Origin of the sequence: Chitinivibrio alkaliphilus ACht1 (assembly GCF_000474745.1) — a bacterium.
GTDB classification, from domain to species: Bacteria; Fibrobacterota; Chitinivibrionia; order Chitinivibrionales; family Chitinivibrionaceae; genus Chitinivibrio; species Chitinivibrio alkaliphilus.
On sequence record NZ_ASJR01000015.1, the window covers coordinates 1 to 16,376 of the forward strand.

The 16,376-nt window shown below is 47.5% G+C and carries 16 protein-coding genes, 1 tRNA gene and 1 other RNA gene; 14 read left to right on the top strand and 4 right to left on the bottom strand.

All coding sequences use genetic code 11. The features are described from left to right. Positions 1-32: 32 nt before the first annotated feature. The 3 genes from CALK_RS08110 to CALK_RS12260 are packed head-to-tail and all read right to left on the bottom strand — an operon-like array spanning position 33 to position 3,407. Entirely contained in the window at positions 33-722 is a 690-nt protein-coding gene (locus tag CALK_RS08110; RefSeq protein WP_022637195.1) for a hypothetical protein, read from the bottom strand. After that, positions 719-1,387 (bottom strand): potassium channel family protein, encoded by a 669-nt coding sequence (locus tag CALK_RS08115; RefSeq protein ID WP_022637196.1) that lies wholly within the window; start codon positions 1,385-1,387, stop codon positions 719-721. The genes CALK_RS08110 and CALK_RS08115 overlap by 4 nt, the downstream gene beginning before the upstream one ends. 10 nt (positions 1,388-1,397) lie before the next feature. Further along, a complete protein-coding gene (locus tag CALK_RS12260) occupies positions 1,398-3,407 on the bottom strand; it encodes a TrkH family potassium uptake protein (RefSeq protein WP_022637197.1) in 2,010 nt (669 codons plus the stop codon). Positions 3,408-3,476: 69 nt separating this feature from the next. Between CALK_RS12260 and CALK_RS08125 the strand changes: the two genes are divergently transcribed. From CALK_RS08125 to CALK_RS12270, 5 genes are all read left to right on the top strand, one after another. Next, the gene (locus tag CALK_RS08125) at positions 3,477-3,662 is read left to right on the top strand and encodes a hypothetical protein (protein WP_022637198.1); all 186 of its coding nucleotides are present in this window, start codon (positions 3,477-3,479) and stop codon (positions 3,660-3,662) included. Positions 3,663-3,743: 81 nt separating this feature from the next. After that, the gene (locus tag CALK_RS08130; protein WP_022637199.1) at positions 3,744-3,989 is read left to right on the top strand and encodes a hypothetical protein; all 246 of its coding nucleotides are present in this window, start codon (positions 3,744-3,746) and stop codon (positions 3,987-3,989) included. Continuing rightward, positions 3,976-6,462 carry a DUF3536 domain-containing protein gene (locus CALK_RS12265; protein WP_022637200.1) on the top strand — a complete coding sequence of 829 codons (2,487 nt, stop codon included), beginning with the start codon at positions 3,976-3,978 and terminating at the stop codon, positions 6,460-6,462. Before CALK_RS08130 ends, CALK_RS12265 begins: the two co-directional genes overlap by 14 nt. Continuing rightward, positions 6,450-7,682, top strand: a complete 1,233-nt coding sequence (locus CALK_RS08140; protein WP_022637201.1) for a THUMP-like domain-containing protein — start codon at positions 6,450-6,452, stop codon at positions 7,680-7,682. The genes CALK_RS12265 and CALK_RS08140 overlap by 13 nt, the downstream gene beginning before the upstream one ends. Positions 7,683-7,726: 44 nt before the next feature. Continuing rightward, the gene (locus CALK_RS12270; protein ID WP_204365305.1) at positions 7,727-8,056 is read left to right on the top strand and encodes a VanZ family protein; all 330 of its coding nucleotides are present in this window, start codon (positions 7,727-7,729) and stop codon (positions 8,054-8,056) included. On the opposite strand, the gene CALK_RS08150 is transcribed toward CALK_RS12270, so the two are convergent. Next, entirely contained in the window at positions 8,043-8,876 is an 834-nt protein-coding gene (locus CALK_RS08150) for an MBL fold metallo-hydrolase (protein WP_022637203.1), read from the bottom strand. The two genes, CALK_RS12270 and CALK_RS08150, sit on opposite strands and share 14 nt — an antisense overlap. 140 nt (positions 8,877-9,016) lie before the next feature. On the opposite strand from CALK_RS08150, the gene CALK_RS08155 reads away from it, so the two are divergent. The 9 genes from CALK_RS08155 to tuf all read left to right on the top strand — a co-directional run bounded on the left by CALK_RS08155 (position 9,017) and on the right by tuf (position 16,374). Further along, a tRNA-Ser gene (locus tag CALK_RS08155) sits at positions 9,017-9,107 on the top strand. Positions 9,108-9,115: 8 nt separating this feature from the next. Next, positions 9,116-9,215, top strand: an RNA gene (gene ffs / locus CALK_RS12575) — signal recognition particle sRNA small type. Positions 9,216-9,296: 81 nt separating this feature from the next. Beyond that, on the top strand, positions 9,297-11,048 hold the full coding sequence (gene dnaX, locus CALK_RS12275; protein ID WP_081698085.1) for a DNA polymerase III subunit gamma/tau: 1,752 nt from the start codon (positions 9,297-9,299) through the stop codon (positions 11,046-11,048). Between the two features lie 23 nt (positions 11,049-11,071). Then, entirely contained in the window at positions 11,072-11,383 is a 312-nt protein-coding gene (locus tag CALK_RS08165; protein WP_022637205.1) for a YbaB/EbfC family nucleoid-associated protein, read from the top strand. After that, on the top strand, positions 11,383-12,009 hold the full coding sequence (gene recR, locus CALK_RS08170; protein ID WP_022637206.1) for a recombination mediator RecR: 627 nt from the start codon (positions 11,383-11,385) through the stop codon (positions 12,007-12,009). The genes CALK_RS08165 and recR overlap by 1 nt, the downstream gene beginning before the upstream one ends. Next, positions 11,993-12,505 (top strand): phosphatidylglycerophosphatase A family protein, encoded by a 513-nt coding sequence (locus tag CALK_RS08175; RefSeq protein ID WP_022637207.1) that lies wholly within the window; start codon positions 11,993-11,995, stop codon positions 12,503-12,505. The genes recR and CALK_RS08175 overlap by 17 nt, the downstream gene beginning before the upstream one ends. Next, positions 12,477-12,977: a CinA family protein gene (locus CALK_RS08180; RefSeq protein ID WP_081698077.1), complete on the top strand. Its 501-nt coding sequence runs from the start codon at positions 12,477-12,479 to the stop codon at positions 12,975-12,977. The genes CALK_RS08175 and CALK_RS08180 overlap by 29 nt, the downstream gene beginning before the upstream one ends. A 58-nt stretch (positions 12,978-13,035) precedes the next feature. Beyond that, on the top strand, positions 13,036-15,129 hold the full coding sequence (gene fusA, locus CALK_RS08185; RefSeq protein WP_022637209.1) for an elongation factor G: 2,094 nt from the start codon (positions 13,036-13,038) through the stop codon (positions 15,127-15,129). Positions 15,130-15,186: 57 nt separating this feature from the next. Next, positions 15,187-16,374 (top strand): elongation factor Tu, encoded by a 1,188-nt coding sequence (gene tuf, locus CALK_RS08190; RefSeq protein ID WP_022637210.1) that lies wholly within the window; start codon positions 15,187-15,189, stop codon positions 16,372-16,374. The last annotated feature ends 2 nt before the right edge of the window (positions 16,375-16,376 follow it).

Genomic DNA, 16,376 nt, shown 5'->3' on the forward strand with positions numbered 1-16,376 from the left:
ACTGCTTCATAAAACAGCTTATTCAGTATGCATTACACATACGTATCAAGGAATGTGTTTACCCGTGTAAGTATGTTTCTGATATGTGGAGAAACCTCTGTAGTACTGCATCTTCTGATGGTGTTTCCCCGTTGAATATCAGTAAGTACATCGTGGATGTCTTCAAGGGGAGTCGTCAGGTTCTTTGTTATTTCCCCTTTGAATACCAGGCTTGCCCAGCAGGTGAGTAAGCCAAGAAATACCATAAGCCAGGCGCTGGCATATCCCCTGTGCTGTGCTGTCTGATTTGCCTTCTCCATAGCATGATCATTAATGGTTTTTAGTCGGGTGATTTCCTCCATTAATTGCCCCAAAGGGGAATAGGCCAGATAGTATTCACGGTTAAATTGCTCTTCCTCTTCGAATACAAAAAATTGTAAATACAGGGATTCTATGCGTTTGATGTGTTGTATTTCCTCCTCTTCGGTTATATTGTTTTGTACTGTTCTCAGGGCGTTCTCAAATTCTTTTTTCAGGGAATCGTGGTTTGCTGTTTCCATATTGAGAGACGCAAGGGTGCTTAGCATTGTATAGCAGGCATTTACGGAACGGTGGTTTTCCCTGAGGATGTTTTCCACTGCCGGGGCCATACGGACAAAGCCCCATATGGCAATGGCGGTGATTGACAGGGTAAGAAAGATAAGTCCGTACATACCAATCAATATGGGGGATTCTGACTTCATTCGACCTCCTTCATAAATCTGTGTATAGCCGATTCCCGTGATACTATTATAAGGGCATCATCCTGGCGCAGGGCTTCCTCGGGAACAACCGTTTCTGTTTTTCCGGTATTGCTTCGTCGTATAGCGGCGACAATTATGCCGAAGCGTTTTGGCAGTTCCAGTTCTATGAGGCTTTTTCCCGCAATGGATGGCTGGATCTTTACCTCTGTGAGGTGCAGATCATCACTGATTGACGTATCAGCAATAAAATCTTTATAGAGCAGGCGCGTTGCAAAGCGCACGCCAAACTCTTTTTCAGGGTTTATTATCTGTATCTGGTTTCCACCAATGGATTTCAGGATGCGCATATGCATTGTGTCGTTTGACCGGGCAATTATGCAGGACGTACCCATTTGCTTTAGTATAGCCGTACACATTATTGATGCCTCACGCCCTTCATCTCCAATGGCACATACAACGGCATCACGGGATTTGGGTGATATCTGTGCAAGTTGATGTTCGTTTGTCGCATCCATGACAAGAGCCTCTGTCACGAAGGCTGATGCCTCTTCCACAAGGATTTTTTTTCGGTCAATGGCTATAACTTCAGCTCCCTTTTCGGAAAGGGACTTTGCAAGGGACATACCAAATTGTCCCAGGCCGATTATGAGTATTTGCTGATTCATTGCTGCTCCTTTAGGTGAGAGGGATTTTCGCTGTTGGGTATGGGAGATGTGTTTTGCTACTCTGTTTAGCACAAAGTATGAAGAGAGTGATTGGGGCGATACGGCCGGTAAACATGATGAGCATTACAATGATTTTTCCAACACTGTCAAGTTGGTCCGTTACACCCATGGAAAGTCCCACAGTACCCAAGGCAGAGGTTACTTCAAACAGCAGGGCTTGAATGGGAATATCCTGGGTAAGCTCCAACAGAAAGAGAGAGCCTATCCACACCACAAAGGCGGCTCCTGCTGTTGCCATGGCCGCGATAATGGTTTCAGAAAGAATACGCCGGTTTTTTATGTGGTACTCCTTTGCACCAGAAAAATAAGTATAGCACGCAATAGAGAGTACCGCCACGGTAGTTGTTTTTATTCCGCCGGCGGTGCCGCCGGGACTTCCGCCGATAAACATAAGGAGGAGCATGGTAATAACGGTCGCATTTTGCATCTCTGCTATGCCGAGGGCATTAAATCCTGCGGTGCGAAGTGTTGCCGAATGAAACCATGCGTTGCTTATCCGTTCTCCCAGAGAGAAAGGGGCAAGCACATTGTGCCATTCAAACACAAGCACAGCAAGAAACCCGACAAACAGGAGTAGGGCTGACATCTTACAGACCATGGCGGTGGTTGGGGTGAGGGCTTTCTTGGTAAAAAACCGTGGGAGCGCAAGGGTCGTGACGGGGGCAATGCTGCCAAGAATAATAAGTATGGACACCGTATGGAGTATAATATGATTGCCGTTGTACTCTATAAGGCTTGCGCTTTGCAGGGCAAAACCGGCGTTGCAGAAGGCTGAAACCGCCGTAAAAACGCCCCGCCACAGAGCGGTAAAAAACGAGTCGCCCAAGCGGATAAACTGAGACGTGAGAATAAGTGCTCCCACCGTTTCCGCTGTAAAAGTAACAGTGAAGATTTTCCTTAGGGTTGAAGCAATATCCTGGGGGCGTATATCCATCATGGTGGTGATGGTCTTTTCTTGGCGAACACTAAGACGTTTTCCCATGAGGTGTATTGCCAGGGTTGAGATACTCATTATGCCAAGGCCGCCAACCTGTATTAGCAGAAGGAGCGTGAGTTGTCCCAGAAAGGTAAAGTCAGTGGGGGTATCCAATACAATAAGCCCTGTGACACAGACGGCACTGACCGCGGTAAATCCGGCGTCAATAATGGAAATGGGAGAAGTGGTCATATACGGAAACAGGAGGAGCACCGTGCCGCTTACCGATAAAAAGAGAAATGTACTGAGGAGCGTTTGTTCGGGGTTTGCTGTGAGCCGATTCCAGAGGCGAGTGGAACTGGGAGTATCTCCTGAGTAGTAGCGGGATGAGGCGTAGAGAATCAAGGCAATAAGTAAGCTCGGCAAAAAGAGGAGATTCGCCAGGGAAAAGAGTAATATGGCGGCGCTCATTCCTGCAATTAGCTTGGGCACCGGGGAGGGAGTGACCCGTGCGAGGGCACCATAGGGAATAAGTGCCAGCAGGGTTGTAGCAGGCAGGGTGAGGCGAAGAACAGGATTATGCAGATAGGGTGATAGGGCAGCTATTACTCCGATACAAATGGCTAGGCAGGCCGATGCTGCCGTGCTTTGCGCAGCATGAAAGTAGGAAGAGTCCCCTGGGTTGGTGTGCTGCTCTATCCGTAAACTGAAAAACGTGATATCCGTAATTAAGAACCCTGTGTGGATAGTTCCCGCGCTGGCAAGGAAGAAAAGCAGAGGAGATTGGAGCAGAAGGGGGAGAGCACAGAAATAGAGCGTTACAAGAGCGATGAAGAAAAGTGGTTTGCACGAAGTTGATTCTTGTAAAAAGAGTCTCCTTCCTTGTAACAACAGGAGACTGATTGCGGTACTCAGCCCAAGCAGGAGAGGATATCCATGGGTTTCGGTGTATGCAGAGAGGATCATTACAGGGAGAAAAAGCACCACGAGAATCGTACTGGCCATGGCTTTTTGATCGAAGTATCGTTTTTTTGCCGGTTTCACTGCACACTCCTCAGATAAGAAGTGTATAATATATACTGTGTCTGAACGGAGCGACAAAAGAAGGATATAATGAATCAGCGAGTGAGTTGTGTACGATGTTCCTATTTTTATACCACGTGGGATCCCCATGCACCTCGGGGATGCCGTGCTCATGGTTTTAAAAGTCGTGAGTATCCCTCGGCTGTGGTATATCGAACCAGTGGAACAGCATGCGTTTTGTTTCTGCCCAAGCAGGGGCAAAGGGAGTCGGGGTAAAAACGCTTTTATCTCTGAGAAGGTGGAAAAGAGTCGTCGCAGAATGTATACTTATTAAGAGACTTTTTCAAGGTATGTTGTATGGGAATACGATGGATTCGCAATGTCCTTGTAGATGGCGAGGAGACAACCCTAGAGATTCAGTTGGGCTATCGTCATATGGGGGACAAATGTTACGTCCGCATTGGAAATGAGTTAGAACATTATTTTGATACAGCTTCGGAAAACAGAGACGAGATAGTTCTCCAAGGGCTGCATATTTTACAGGATAAACTACAAAATTCTGTGGTGACAAACCACGACGGGAGCTTATATGAGTGGCAATAAAGGCAAAAAATATTGTGTAATACATGGGCATTTTTACCAACCGCCCCGTGAGTCTCCCTGGTTTGGAGAGATTCAGCGACAAGATTCGGCACGCCCCTACCATAATTGGAATGAACGAATTTATGATGAGTGTTACCGGACCAATGCTTTTTCCCGAATCCTCAATGATTCCGGCGAAATTGTGGGGGTCAATAATAATTACAGCTATATGAGTTTTAATTTTGGCCCCACGCTCTTCCGGTGGCTTTATCGAAATAAACCCTTGGTGTATCAACGCATTGTTGAGGCAGATCGCCGAAGCTGTGAACGCTTTAATGGTCATGGAAGCGCCGTGGCGCAAGCCTATAATCACACCATTCTTCCCCACGCCTCATATCGAGACACGGTTACTCAGATTCGATGGGCAAAGAGCTTTTTTAAGCGGCATTTTGGTCGTATGCCCGAAGGTATGTGGCTGGCAGAAACAGGGATTAACAATCAGACCGTGGAAGTATTAATTAAAGAAAACATCCGTTTTGTTATTCTTTCCCCCAATCAAGCTGAAGCCTTTCGTGAACGCATTAGTACCAAAAGTATGGAAACGTCGTGGGAGTCCGTTGATGAAAAGGGGCTTGATCCGCGCTATCCCTATCGCTTATATGCGTATGATAAACGAGGTCGTCGTAAAAAGGGCTTTATCTCTGTATTCTTTTTTGATGAGCCGGTATCGCGGGCCATTAGTTTTGAAAACCTTCTGGACAACGCCGATATTCTCACGGGCCGCTTAAGTTCATGTCTGGATGAAGCTCCCGAAGAAAATCAATTGGTAAATATTGCCACGGATGGTGAAACCTTTGGTCATCACAAAAAACATTCCGACATGTGTCTTGCCTATTTCTTTCGGAAAAAGGCTGAAGAAGCTGGGTTACAAGTGGTAAACTATGCGTATTATTTATCGATTAACCCGCCGACGCGAGAGGTGAAATTGCGTAATTTTCGGGGAGAGGGAACTGCGTGGAGCTGTGCCCATGGCACCGGGCGGTGGATTCGCGATTGCGGATGTAGCACCGGGGGACAGCCGGGATGGAATCAGGCATGGCGCGGCCCCTTCCGTGAAGCCCTCGACTATCTAAATATTGAAACGGAAATCGAATTTACCCGGGAGTTTGAGAAGTATTTTAAAAATCCAGACATGATTCGTAATCGGTACGAGCCATTCATCGAAGACAAGAGCGGGGTGGATGCGTTTCTGCAGAAGCATGCCGAGAAGCCTTTGTCTCCAGCAGTGCTTAATCGGCTGGTTATGCTTTTAGAGTCGCAGGTATACATGCAGTATGCCTATACTTCCTGTGCGTGGTTTTTTAGTGACATCACGGGCATAGAGACAATTCAAAATATTCGCTATGCCTTACGGGCCTGGCAGTTATGCTGGCCCCGAGACACGGAAAACACGGTGTTGCAACAACTGCTCTCTATGTTACATGAGGCCAAGAGTAATATTCACGGACACACGGGGGCCACAATTCTTCATGAAGAGGCCGGGAGAATGATCTCTCACATGGAACGAGCAGCCTTTACAGCAGCTCTGAATACCTTCATATATGATAATAAGACAAACTACACCATGGCTGCCTACCATGTGGAAATTACGGAGCTTCATGCAGAAGAGGTTGGGGACAAACGGTGGCAGGTGTTTTCGGCGAAGGTTGCGCATAGAAGTTCCCGAGAAAAACTTTCAATGGTTCTTGCCTTGACTAATAAGGGAAAAGGAGATATCCGGTGTAGAATTTTTGATGATGTGCCGGATTCAATTGCGCAAAAGCTTCGTTCTTCTCAGGGGCTGGAGACGCTCTTTGAGGAGCCCGTATCGCGGGAGTTCTCCCTTAATGATGCGTTTAAACCGTATTGTGAAGCCTTAACAGATCAACTCATAACTGATTTTGCCAATGAAACCCTTCTAAACTATATTTCATGGGCAGATAACGGAAACAATCGTTTGGATATTATTACGGCTCTCAATAACGGACTTCCAGAGTCTCTTTCAGGAATTGTCTCTTTCTTTCTTGATGAAGAGTGGGATTTAGGAATTAATCAGTTAGTGAACCAGAATTTTACGGAAGATATTCGTAACTCCCTTGATGATGTGTACAAAAAGAGCCGGTATTACGACGTTTCTCTTGATATGCGGAATAGTGCTGATCGTTTTGATGATGCTATTATTGATGCGATTAGTGGTTTAAATATTACCGAAGCATGTACCGAAAAAATGGCATGGCTTGAAGATATGATAACGGCTGTAGAGCGCTATGATATACCGATTCGAAAGATGCAAATACAAGATTACTTCTATCTTTTCTATAAACAGGTTCGTCTTCGTATTCAGGAATGCAAGGAGAAAGAAGAGTCCCTTTCCCGCGAGGAGAAGGGGTGTATAGAACGGGTAAATGCCTTTGCAGAAAAAATTGGCTTTTGTTCTAAACAATGTCAAATATAACCTCTGCGGGAGTTGCTCAGTTTTTCTCTCCCATGGGCCAGGAACTCTGGGCTAAGGCCCGCGCTGAAGAATACGATGCCGCTTCATTTATGCTGGCATTTCGCAATGCTTATCCCCTTGAGCTTTTACGTGTCGTGGCGAACCAGCTTGATATATCCACCGGAGTACGCCGGAAATTTCCGAGCCTTGCTCCCCGAGGGGTTGTCCTTGATAGATCTCTTTTTGAGCAAGCCTCCTGCGAGGCTGTTGCGCGGTTTCGGGCAACCTATATGCAGGGAGACACTCTGTGTGATATCACGGGGGGAGCTGGTATTGACACTTTTTTCCTTGCATCCTCCTTTAGTACAACTCACTATGTAGAGATCGATCCCGTGCGACATGCCTTGTTTTGTGAAAATAGCCGGCGATGGGGAGCGTCTTCGTCCTCGCTTGAAACGTTCTGTGCAGACTCTCTATCATATTTGAAAGATTCAAGGCAGACCTATGACTGGATTTTTGTTGACCCGGCACGAAGAAGTGGTGATGGAACCCGCCATGCCGAAATGAGTGCATGGCGTCCTGATATTGTTGCGCAGCAACAGCTCCTTTGTTCTTCTGCTCGTAAGGTGGGAGTGAAAATTGCGCCTGCATATGATATTACACGGTTGCGTAAGGAGATATCTACCATGGAATCACTGAGGGTGATTTCTGTTGGGGGGGAGGTGAAGGAGATTTTTGCTCAGATGTCTGCCCAAGGGGATTCAATCCGGTGTACTCTGCACGCGGTTTGTCTTACGAAGGAGGGGACTCCTTTTTTTGAAATTTCCCGTGAAGGGCACGGGGATAGAATGCTGCCCAGCAGTTCTGAAGCAACCTATCTATATGACCCCGACGCAGCTCTTATTAAGGCGGGGCTTGTTCATGAGACCGGAGCACTTTTTTCTATGAGCTGTGTAGCTCCCCACGGTGTTTTGCTGCTAAAAAATAGCTATGAAGAAGATTTTCCTGGAAGAGTTCTTCGGATACAACATATTTTTTCGTGGAGTAAGAAACGAACCCAGACCTATTTGCGGACACATGGGGTTGTTGGAGCCACCATTATCCGCCGTGACTTTCCTCTTTCGGTGCAGGAAATTCGCCGGCGATTTCACCTCTTCGGGGAGAGTGCCAATACGTTTCTGTACTTTACAACGCGCGGTTGCGGAGAACGTATCGTTATTCACGCAGAAAGGGAATTATAATGCGGAGAGGTATTCAAATAGTATTCGTAGCATGGTGGGTTGGAATGATCATTGCTACTTCTATTCCCGGTGAACACATTCCACAGGATGTCTTTACCGATGTGTCACGAGGGATTCATTTTCTGCTCTATTTCGTCTTTACCATTCTCTTTTGGATTGTCATGGAACCCCATTCCAAGAGGAGCAAATGGTGGACTCCCTTGCGGGCGGTTTTGTTTTTGGTGGTCTATGCCTCCCTTGACGAAGTGCATCAGCTTTTTATTCCGGGTCGACATGCGTCCATGGCTGATTTTTACGCCAATTGCGCAGGCATTGCCACCGCTCTTGTGGTTCTTGCAACGGTGCATCGCCTACTGCAACTTAAGAAAGGGTGAAGCTTTGATCCTGATGAACGGGGGTAACGGGGAGATCTGTGGTGAGATTTCCGTAGAGCCGGTCAATCTCAGAATCGGTTCGTTCTATAGAGTAGTGTATGAACCCCACCTGTTTTGCTGCACAGTCATGCCCGAGGGTGAGTACATCCTCAATACTTGAGTGTCCCCAGCCAAGATGCCTTGGATACTCTTCCTGGGTAAATTGTGCATCGTGAAGGAGAAGGTCAGCATTGCGGGCAAAGTTGACATAGCTTTCGTAGGGATGCCCCTGGGGATGGGCATAGAAAAGTTCATTGTCTGTGAGTAGCACAAATTTGGTATCTCCCTCTTCTATGGCGTAGCCCAAGGCACCACCGTTGGTATGGCTTACGCGAATGGTAGATATGGAAAGTGAGCCGATTTTAAATTCAGTTTCATTTATGGTGTGAAAATGCAGGTTGGCCTGAATCGCTTTGTTCTCAAGGGCCAGGGGAAAATAGGGAGGAGAGATGGTTGTTTCAAAGGGGGTGCGCACAGTTTGAGCACCTTCCAAGCAGGGGCCAAAAATATTGAAGGTGTATCGATGATCAAAGAGCTGGCGAATAAAGGGAGTCCCCATAATATGATCAAGGTGGTAGTGGGTAAGAAGGAGATTTACGGTTTTTGAATCGGCTTCTTTGAGGCTGTTGGATAAACGACGAATGCCCGTTCCAGAGTCAATGATAAGCCGTTCTCCCTTTGTAGAGACAACTTCAATGCATGTTGTATCACCACCGTACTTTGCATAATCTCTCCCGCTTGCAGGTAGAGATCCCCGTACTCCCCAACAGATAACCTTCATAGCATTCCACCCGTAGATATAAATGGTCGCGTTGACTTCTTTTAATATATTATGCAGGAATAAAAAAACGGTAAATATTGATTTATTGTTGAAAAAAAATGATAAGGCTGTATATTAAGGCCAGATTTTTGACAAATTACGGAGAGATGTCCGAGTCCGGCTGAAGGAGCACGCCTGGAAAGTGTGTGTACACCTCGTGTACCGAGGGTTCGAATCCCTCTCTCTCCGCCATTCATGCGGGTCAGGTCCTGCTCAATGGTTGCGTCGTGAATCCCGCCAGGTCCGGAAGGAAGCAACGGTAAGCGATTGTGACCATGTGACGCAGAGTGCTTGGCCCCTTTTCTGTATCCCCCCTCTATTTTTATTGTGTTTTTCTCGTCTCTGTACTATTTTATTTCCCATATAACGGAGAGAGGTGTTATGTCCTATAAGGTGTATGCGCGAAGGTTTCGCCCGGTTGGCTTTGAGGAGGTTATTGGGCAGGAGCATGTGGTTGAGACTCTCAAGCGTGCGCTACAGAAACAGAGTGTAGCCCATGCCTACGTCTTTTGTGGAACCCGTGGGGTAGGAAAAACCAGCATGGCGCGAATTCTTGCCAAGGCCCTCAACTGTGATTCGGGCCCCACGGATACTCCCTGTGGGGTGTGCCCGAGCTGTACAGCTATAGCTGCGGGGAATAGTTTTGATGTGGTGGAAGTGGATGGTGCTTCAAACAACGGGGTTGAGCAGATTCGCGATCTTCGTGATAGTGTTGCCTATGGTACCTACGAAGGAAAGTATAAGGTGTATGTGATTGATGAAGTTCATATGCTTTCACGGGGGGCTTTTAACGCGTTTTTAAAAACCTTGGAAGAGCCCCCTGAACGGGTGGTTTTTGTTTTGGCAACAACGGAACCCCATAAAATCCCCGATACGATTCTGTCTCGATGTCAGCGGTTTGATTTTAAAGCTCTTTCTACGAAGGCTTTGCAAACACATTTAGAAGATCTTTGTACCCAAGAAGATATCCCCTTTGAAAGAGATGCCATAAGCCTTATTGCAAAAAAAGCTCAGGGAAGTGTTCGTGATTCCCTCTCTCTTTTAGAACAATGTTATGCCTTTTCCGCTAAAGGGTTGACCCGTGACAGTGTGGCTTGTGCCCTTGGGGTTATTGCTGATGACGTGTATGGGGCAATTCTCTCGGCAGTTTCAAAAAGAAGTGCTGAAACAGCCTTGGAAGAACTGCAGGCTGTTCTGGATGCCGGGTATAATCTTAAGGAGTTTGTTCTTGGGTTTATGGAGTATCTTCGACGTATTCTTTGCAATTATGTACAAGATACCACCTTTTCCTATCTGAGTTTTCGGCAGGGGGATATCCTTCGGTGTATTGAGCTCTTGCGGCAATGTGAATTTGACATGCAGCGAAGTAGTCTTCCTGATTTTCAAGTAGAGCTTACGGTAATTAAGATGTGCTCCCTTGATACCTTAATAACCCTGGAAGATTTGCTTCAGCAGGGGCAGGACCATACTGCACCCACGGTTCATCACAAAGAAGAATCAATACCTTCGGTAGGGTCAAAGGCAGAAAAGGATGTTTCTCCACAGGTGAAAAAAGAGGAGCGTGCTGTTGCATCGGAAACTACCTATACACCTGCTCCCATACCACCCGATGAAGCACGGGAGGTTGCTGAAGAACGTGTGCCTTGCGAGGCAGAAGAGCCTGCCGAAACGACGGAGGCTTCCCACGCAATGGAGCACGGTGTATACACCCCGGATAACCATGAGAAGGCTCAGGTGTTTTGGCGGGAATTTCTTCAGTTTGCAAGCAATAAAAAGCCAGTTATGGGTGCCTGGCTTGAGCTGGGGCGTGTCATTGCGTTTACGGAGAATTCCATTGATGTACGGTTTTCTCCTATGCATTCGTTTCAACAGATGGAGCTTGCCAATCCGAAAAACAGGGCGGTGCTTGAGGAGCTTTTGCGTGAGTACAGTGGTTCTGCTCTTACCCTGCATATAACGACTGAGGCGGAAGTGCCTCAAGACTCTTCTGCTCCGCCTGTGTCCGAGGAGAGTGGAGATAGTACTGGGGGGGAACCTGTGTATACAGGGCACGAAGCGTCGTTGCAAGATGAGGTGGCTCGTGAACCGATTATAAAGGATGTTCTTGAATTATTTGATGGAGAATTACTTTAACCAGAGAAATACGAGGTTGATTCATGTCAAAACAGATGAATAAGATGATGAAAAAAGCTCAAAAAATGCAGGCGCAGATGATGCAGGCGCAAGAGGAGTTGGCAGAGCGTAAAATTGTCGGAACTGCTGGAGGCGGCATTGTGCGGGTAACCCTCAATGGTGCGCAGGAGATGCAGGGGGTGTCTATTAGTCCTGAGGCTGTAGATCCCGATGATGTGGAAATGCTGGAAGATCTTGTTCTTGCCGCGTATAACGATGCAAATAAGCAGGCAAAAGAGATGAGTGAAGATCTTTTTGGAGGTATCACCGGTGGAATGAATATTCCCGGGTTATAATGACAGACGCGCTTCAAGATTTAGTACATCTCTTGCAACGTCTTCCTTCTGTGGGGGAGAAAAGTGCTTGGCGTATGGCCATGCACCTTCTTGAACAGAAAGATACATATGGGCAGGAGTTGGTTCACGGTGTGAGCAGGGCCTTAGAGAGTATTGGAAGATGTTCTCGCTGCAATACGTGGTGTGAGGGTGATCTCTGTGCGGTTTGTGCCTCATCCCGACGTAACACACGACTGCTCTGTCTGGTAGAAAAGCCACAGGATATGTGGAGCTTAGAGCGGGAGAGCTCTTTCGACGGAACCTATCATGTCTTGGGAGGAGTTCTTTCTCCCATGCGTGGTGTCTTGGCAAGTCATCTTTTTTTAGATACCCTTGTAGAGCGCATCTCTTTGCAAGGTGTTGAAGAGGTTATTATTGGCCTTGGTGGTTCCAGTGAGGCAGAAATTACCTATCACTATATTGTAACCTTACTGGAGCCCATGGAAGGACTGCGGATTAGTCGCTTTGCGCGCGGGCTTTCGGCTGGTATGGATATCGATTATGCCGACAAGCGCACCTTGGATACCGCCCTGAGCGAGCGTCGAAATATACAGAGACAAGGAGAGTACGGTGATTCTGAAATGTAAAAAACTCGTGGGAACATTTTTCTATGTCGGGTGCATTCCCGGTGCGCCTGGAACCTATGGTTCTCTGGCAACAGTGCTTCTTCTCTTTCTGGTTCGTCAGAGGGCTGATCCTTTTTTTGCGACAGCGTACATGCCCCAGTTTTTCCTGGCACTACTTGGCCTTGTCCTTTTGGGAGTTTGGGCTAGTTCAGGAGCTGAAGAGATCTATGGATGTCATGATCCTTCCGAAGTGGTGATTGATGAAGTTGCCGGGCAATTGATTAGCTTAGCAGGTATTACAACGGTTCTTGGGGGGCTTACAGCGGAATCGCTTCTTTTGGCTTTTGTCTTATTTCGGTTTTTTGATATTGTAAAACCGTGGCCAGTGCATCGTTTTGAGCGCTTGCCCGGCGGTGTTGGGGTAATGCTTGATGACGTGTGTGCCGGTGTGTTAGCTGCAGTCTCCATTCGAATTGGGGCGATGGTCTATGGATCAATTATGTCAGTTATTGCATGAAGATCGTGATAGGCTCATAGCAGTCTGTGATTGCCATGGTGAAAGCATTGGGGTGGCGGAATCCTGTACCGGTGGACTTCTGGGGGAGCTGTTAACGGAGAAAGCAGGTGCATCGGCATGGTTTCGTGGCGGCGTAATAGCCTATGACAATGACGTAAAAGAACAGCTCTTATCTGTTCCTTCGCACATTCTCGCTCGTCATGGTGCTGTGAGCCGCGAGACGGCTATGTTTATGGCTTCTGGGGTGCAGAGGTTGCTTTCCGTACGGTGTTCCATGGCGGTGTCGGGTGTTGCCGGTCCCGGGGGTGCAGTTGCAGGAAAGCCCGTTGGTACGGTGTGTATTGCCGCGGCAACAATGAATCAGATAGTGTCACGAAGCTATTATTTTTACGGTAATCGTCGGCGAGTACGTCTTTGTGCCGCCCGTGAAGCCTTTCGTCTCTTGTTGTTTCTTTTACCTTCTCCCCGTTGATTCTCCATGGTGACCTTATGTATTTTCTGCCACAAAGTATCTTTATCAAGGGTGTGGTATGGCAGAAAAAAAATCCTCCATGGAGCAGCTGCGTAATATCGGTATTATTGCGCACATTGATGCGGGAAAAACCACCACTACAGAACGAATATTGTACTATACTGGGCGTCTCCATCGCATTGGTGAGGTTCACGATGGAAATGCGACCATGGACTGGATGGAGCAGGAGCGTCAGCGCGGTATAACCATAACATCGGCAGCAACGCGATGTGAGTGGAATGGGACTGTCATTAATATTATTGACACACCGGGGCACGTTGATTTTACCATTGAAGTGGAGCGTTCTCTACGGGTTCTTGACGGTGCTGTAGCAGTGTTTGACGCCGTAGAAGGAGTAGAGCCTCAGTCTGAAACGGTGTGGCACCAGGCTGACACCTACAAGGTTCCACGTATCTGTTTTGTGAACAAAATGGATAAGGTGGGGGCAGACTTTCACCGGGCCGTGGAAACCTTTGGCGATAAGTTGACAGGGACACAGGTGCCCATACAGATTCCTATTGGTGAAGGGGATGATTTCCGCGGTGTTGTTGATTTGATCTCCATGGAAGCACTGTACTACTCAGAGGAAGATCATGGGCAGCATGTGCGTCGTGAACCAATACCGGCGGATTTGCAGGATGAGGCTGTGGTATATCGCGATGCTCTTTTAGAGGCCTTGGCTGATTATGATGAGGCCATAATGGAGGCTGTTCTTGAAGAGGCAGATATTTCTATTGAAACTGTGCAAAAGGCGATTCGCCGGGCTGTTATCTACGAAAAATTCTGTCCTGTTATGTGTGGCTCAGCCTTTAAGGATAAGGGCGTTCAGCAGTTGCTCGATGCGGTAGTTGCGTATTTGCCCACACCGCCAGAACGTGGTAGTATCATGGGGGTTGATCCAAGCACGGAAAAGGAAATTTCTCGAGCCCCCACAGGCACAGACCCCTTTTCCGCCCTCGTGTTTAAGGTAGAATCAGATGAACATGTTGGCACCATTGCTTACATGCGTGCTTATTCCGGGGTTGCTTCTACGAAGGGGCGTCTTCTTAATGGGCGGAATGGGCGGAAGGAAAAAATAAGCAGAATCTTTCGCATGCATTCCCATAAGCGTGAGGCAATTACGGAGATACATGCCGGTGATATTGTTGCCGTGGTTGGGTTAAAGTGGACCACCACAGGAGACTCGCTGAGCAGCGAAGATGCCCCAATTGTTTTTGAAGGGCTTACGTTTCCCACGCCAGTTATCTCTCTTTCCTTTGAGCCACGTAATAGTGATGACTCTCCTGCCCTCGAAAAGGCGCTTGAGCGGCTTCAAGCGGAAGATCCAACCTGTTCGGTTTCAGAAGACCGGGAAACAGGTCAACGGCTGCTTTCCGGAATGGGAGAGCTCCACTTGCAGGTGCTTGTAGAACGGCTAAAAAGCGATTTTGGTGTCGATGTTACCGTTGGGAAACAGCGTGTTGCCTATCGGGAGACCATTGCGGCTTCGGCATCGCAATCCCGGGAGTTTCGTCAGGCCTTGGCAGGAAAAGAGCAGTCGGTTACCCTCTCTATGCGGGTTGAGCCCTTGGATAGTCCTGGTGAGGATGTTCAGTTTGAAACAGCTCTCTCGCAGGAGTCCGATGTTCCTGAGGAGCTGGTTACGGCCTGTCGCGAAGGGGTGGAGTCGTGCCTTTCAGGAGGAGAAAAAAGCGGTTTTCCTCTTCGAGGTATTCGGGTGGTTCTTGAAAATGTTGGTGTCAATGAGGAAGAGACAACGCCCTTGGTGTGTCAAGTTGGAGCCTCTACGGTCTTTCGTGAGCTTTGCATGCAGGCGGGAGGGGTGATCCTTGAGCCAGTGATGAAAATAGAGATCGTTTCCCCTGAAGAGTACGTTGGTGCAATAATAAATGACCTAAACAGTAGGCGCGGGGTCGTACGGGGGATTGATATGAAGGAAGGGCGTCAGTACGTTCATGGTCTGGTTCCTCTGGCAGAAATGATTGGATATGCCACGGATATTCGCTCCATGAGTCAGGGGCGGGCAAATTATACCTTGGCATTTTCTGATTATCAGCATTGTGAATCTCGTATGGAAGAAGATATATTAAGGCGGATTGGAAGGGTTTTTTAAGAGGAAACCCTGAAAAGGATCGCAATCAATACAATATTGTGTAGGAGGATTAGACATATGTCTAAAGCAAAATTTGAACGTAACAAGGACCACATGAACGTGGGAACCATCGGTCACGTTGACCATGGTAAAACAACTCTTACTGCGGCTATTTGTACCACTCAGGCTGCTCGTGGCTTTGGTGATGCGCGTAAGTTTGATGAGATTGATAACGCGCCCGAGGAAAAAGAGCGTGGTATTACAATTGCGACATCGCACGTTGAGTATGAGACGGGTAGTCGTCACTATGCACACGTAGACTGTCCTGGTCACGCAGACTATATTAAAAATATGGTTACTGGTGCGGCACAGATGGATGGTGCTATTCTTGTTGTGTCTGCAGCTGATGGTCCCATGCCGCAAACTCGTGAGCACATCCTTCTTTCTCGTCAGGTTGGGGTTCCTAAAATCGTTGTATTCCTTAATAAGGTAGATATGGTTGACGATGAGGAGCTTCTCGAGCTTGTTGAGATGGAAGTTCGCGAACTTCTTGCTGAGTATGAGTTTGATGAAGAGACGCCGGTGATTCACGGTTCTGCTCTGAAGGCTCTTGAGGGTGATGAGTCTGAGATTGGTCAAGGCGCTATTGCACAGCTGATGGACGCTATTGATGAGACCTTTCCTCAGCCCCAGCGTGATACCGATAAGGATTTCCTTATGCCCATTGAAGATGTTTTTACTATTCAGGGGCGTGGTACTGTTGTAACTGGTAAGATTGAGCGTGGTGTGATTCACCCCAGTGATGATGTTGAGATTGTTGGTATCAAGGATACTCAAAAAACTACCGTGACTGGTGTTGAGATGTTTAGAAAGCTTCTTGATGAAGGTCAGGCTGGTGATAATGTTGGGTGTCTTATTCGTGGTATCGACCGTGACCAAGTAGAGCGTGGTATGGTACTGGCAAAACCCGGTTCAATTACTCCCCACACGAAGTTTAAGGCTGAAGTATACGTTCTTAGCAAAGATGAAGGTGGACGTCATAAGCCATTCTTCAGCGGCTATCGTCCTCAGTTCTATTTCCGTACTACAGACGTTACTGGTGATATTACCCTTGAAGAAGGTGTTGATATGGTAATGCCTGGTGATAAGGCGACATTTAATGTTGAACTTATTTGCCCCATTGCTATGGAAAAAGAGCTTCGCTTTGCGATTCGTGAAGGTGGAAGAACAGTTGGTGCTGGTCTTGTAACTGAGATTGTTGAGTAGGA